Source organism: Pseudomonas sp. P5_B2, from assembly GCF_056400445.1.
Genome location: NZ_JBFULH010000507.1, coordinates 1 through 2,975, shown reverse-complemented (window position 1 = coordinate 2,975; position 2,975 = coordinate 1). Strand labels below are relative to the sequence as shown.

Here is a 2,975-nt window from a genome sequence, read left to right as displayed (position 1 = left end):
GTGCGATCTACTGCGGTATCCCGGCGGCGAATGCGACGTTCCATTTGGCGGAGTCGGTTTGGGATGAGTTGGGGGTTGAGTCGCGGGAGTAACTCTCGATTTTTTTGTTGCCTGAACTGACGCCTTCGCAAGCAGGCTCGCTCCCACAGGGCATCGCATTTCAATGTGAGAGCGAGCCTGCTCGCGAAAGCGGTAGTCGCCTTGATACTTACTCAACGGTAGCGACAATAAATATCCGCTTGAACGGAAACAAAGTATGCCCATCCCCCTCCTGCGGGTAATGCGCATGCACCCGCATCATGAAGTGATAGATGAACCTCGCCTGTTCGTCATCCTTCAATCCCTGCATCACTGCCCGTAACGCCGAGACCTTGACCCAGTCATAAATCGGCGACTTGCCGTCGACGATCTGTAGCTGCTCGGTTTCCCAGATATCCAGCGTTGCACAGAGCGGCGCCAGCAGACGGTAGTAGTCCTCCAGCGACAACAGTGGCCGCCGCGCCATGCTCTCACGTAGCTGCGATGTGCCCAACGGCTGACCGTCATGGCCGCCACTGTCGAGGGTGTCGAGCATCAGTTGATACCACACCGCATCGCGCCAATCGGGCATGTGCGCCGCCAGACAACCGCCCGGGTTCAAATGCTTGAGCAATTGAGGCAACAACTGTTGATGATCCTCGATGAAATGCAGCACGGCGGCGGCAAACAGCAAGTCAGCGGGCTGTTCGGGTTGCCAGTTTTGCAGGTCGCACTGCTTCCATCGGGCCTTGATCGGCAAACCCCTGGCCTCCTGAAGCATTTGCTCTGAACTGTCGATGCCCATCAAGTTCGCTCGCGGCCAGCGCTTGGCCAGAACCTGCGTCGCAATGCCTGTGCCGCAACCGAGGTCGTAGATGCGTTTGGGGTTTTTGATGTCGACACGGTCGAGCAATTCGTTGACCGGTCGTTGCCTGAGGCGAGCGAACTGCTGGTACGCCTTGGCGTCCCAGTGGGTGGTGTTTTTTACAACCTTGATATCTCGTTGCGTGGGCATGAGGTGGTCCTCTCTGTCCATGAGTGGTCAGTGAATGACTAGGCACCTGCATCCCACTTTTTTATTTCGCGATAGATACCGTTCCATAACCTGATTCGGTGCTCGATAGCGTCAATGGCCGCCCGCAGTGCTTTTTCCCGCACCTGCGGCGTGATGATTAAACGAGATAATATTTTTTGTGCGCCAGGGCCATGGTCGCCGCTGTCCACTTCGATGTGTCGATTGAGGTAATAAGCCAACTTGGGCGCTTGATGAGCCGTTAGCCCCCAGCGCTCCATTAGAGTTTGGAACATTTGGGGGATCGGGTCTTCACGTCCAAAAAGAAAGCTGCTGGCTACTTCGGCAGTCGAAGCGTTTCGCGCTGTCTTGATAGTGTGTTTGACAAACGACTGTACGTACGCCGGAACGAAGGCCCGGTCTAGTGCGTTACCTAGAGCAAAAGATTGGGCGAACTGACTGATAAATGTCTCGATTTTCTCAGTAGGTGCACTGACTTCGGCCATTGCATCAAGGTACAAGCGAAAATGACTGATCGGGTGGCCATCAAGGCCGATATCCGATTCTTCACCGGTAATGATTTCATTGATGAGGCGGGCACTGTCTTCATTCAGCACCGGCATCCAAGGCAGCTCTATACAGGTAAAGTCGCGTTGCAGGCGTTTGGCCAGGCTCATGAAATCCCATACTGCAAAGACATGGTGACTCATGAACAGTCTGACGTGTTCAACCGAACGAATAGCGCCATAAATCGGGTGTTGGGCCAATCGATCCTGATAAGGCTTGAGCTCTTGTTCAAACATGGATTGCGTCCTTGCAAAAAGTTTAAAAGCAATGTGTAGCACTGCGTTAAAGGGCGTTGCGTGGTTGACGAAGATCTGCAAAAAGTCGCGACCATGCCTTAGGTGACGGCAGCATTAAGCCAGTCACTTTTTTATAAGATCGCCATTCACTTCCAAATATTAACTCGAGACGTTTGTCCATGTGCCATKTACCCAAATACATATAGATCGTGGTGCCGATCGAAAAGAGCAATGTATCGTAGGTCATGATTGGGTGGGCCCAGAAAAACAGCATCAGAAAAGTATGATGGGGGAAACGTACGTATCGTTTGATGCCTTGTACGTTCATTCGATAAGGCACAGGGGTTTTTTGATCTCTTAATTTGGCAATTAATTGGTGAGCACCGAGCCATTGCCAAAATGTGGAGGTATAACGAAAGCAGTAAATAGTGAGGCCCAATAGAGTCACCATTGATAACGCTGCAAAGTGAAACAGCGGGCTGCCCGGAATCAAGACGTAGATGTAATGCCCAGAGGGTTGCCAGTAAATGATGCCGAGCGCCAGCGTGGCGGCAGAAAACACGCACATGCCGATGTTCCAACTCCATTCGGGGAAGAATACTTCGTAAAATTTCATCGCCGGTCGGGTTGTCAGGCAGGAGTGGATGAAGCCATAAGAAACCATAATCAATGCATCGATCTGCCACCAGTTCATAGTGTTCCCTTCCAAGGTTGTCATCTGCTGAATGTTGCTTTAGGCAGATATTGGAAGTTTGCTGGGTGGCAATCTACTGTTAGAACTAACAGGATTTAAGTCGTTTTAATAATAGAAGGGCTTTAGATTGGTTATAAAATTGTCCGCCCACGAAAGCTGTTCAACGTTTTTGAACAAGCCACTTCCGATGTGGCTTGGTGTTTTGTTTTTTTGTGGCGGGTGCCCTTACAGCAAACTGATCGGATAGTTGATGATGATCCGGTTTTCATCGAATTCGTTGTTGCTGAAGCTCTTGCGGATGCTCGCGTTGCGCCATTTGACGTTGAGGCTCTTCAACGGCCCGCTTTGCAGGGTGTAGGCCACTTCCGATTCGCGGCCCCATTCCGTTCCGTCGGTGACGGCGTTGGCGCCGGTGCCGGTGTGGATGTTGTCGCCGCTGATGTAGCGG

4 protein-coding genes and 1 pseudogene are annotated in these 2,975 nt (G+C 51.8%); 1 reads left to right on the top strand and 4 read right to left on the bottom strand.

Translation table 11 applies throughout. From position 1 onward, the window contains the following. Positions 1 to 92: pseudogene (locus tag AC1DRJ_RS23130) on the top strand (4-carboxymuconolactone decarboxylase); the annotation flags it as partial. A 116-nt stretch (positions 93 to 208) separates the two neighbouring features. Here the strand turns inward: AC1DRJ_RS23130 and AC1DRJ_RS23125 are convergent. The 4 genes from AC1DRJ_RS23125 to AC1DRJ_RS23110 form a co-directional block, all read right to left on the bottom strand. Then, entirely contained in the window at positions 209 to 1,033 is an 825-nt protein-coding gene (locus AC1DRJ_RS23125) for a methyltransferase domain-containing protein (RefSeq protein WP_477804193.1), read from the bottom strand. A 38-nt stretch (positions 1,034 to 1,071) separates the two neighbouring features. Further along, entirely contained in the window at positions 1,072 to 1,833 is a 762-nt protein-coding gene (locus AC1DRJ_RS23120) for a DUF3050 domain-containing protein (RefSeq protein ID WP_477804192.1), read from the bottom strand. Positions 1,834 to 1,879: 46 nt separating this feature from the next. Then, on the bottom strand, positions 1,880 to 2,527 hold the full coding sequence (locus AC1DRJ_RS23115) for a hypothetical protein (protein ID WP_477804191.1): 648 nt from the start codon (positions 2,525 to 2,527) through the stop codon (positions 1,880 to 1,882). Between the two features lie 225 nt (positions 2,528 to 2,752). Then, positions 2,753 to 2,975, bottom strand: a 223-nt coding sequence (locus AC1DRJ_RS23110) for an OprD family outer membrane porin (protein ID WP_477800916.1), incomplete at its 5' end; no start/stop codon positions are given.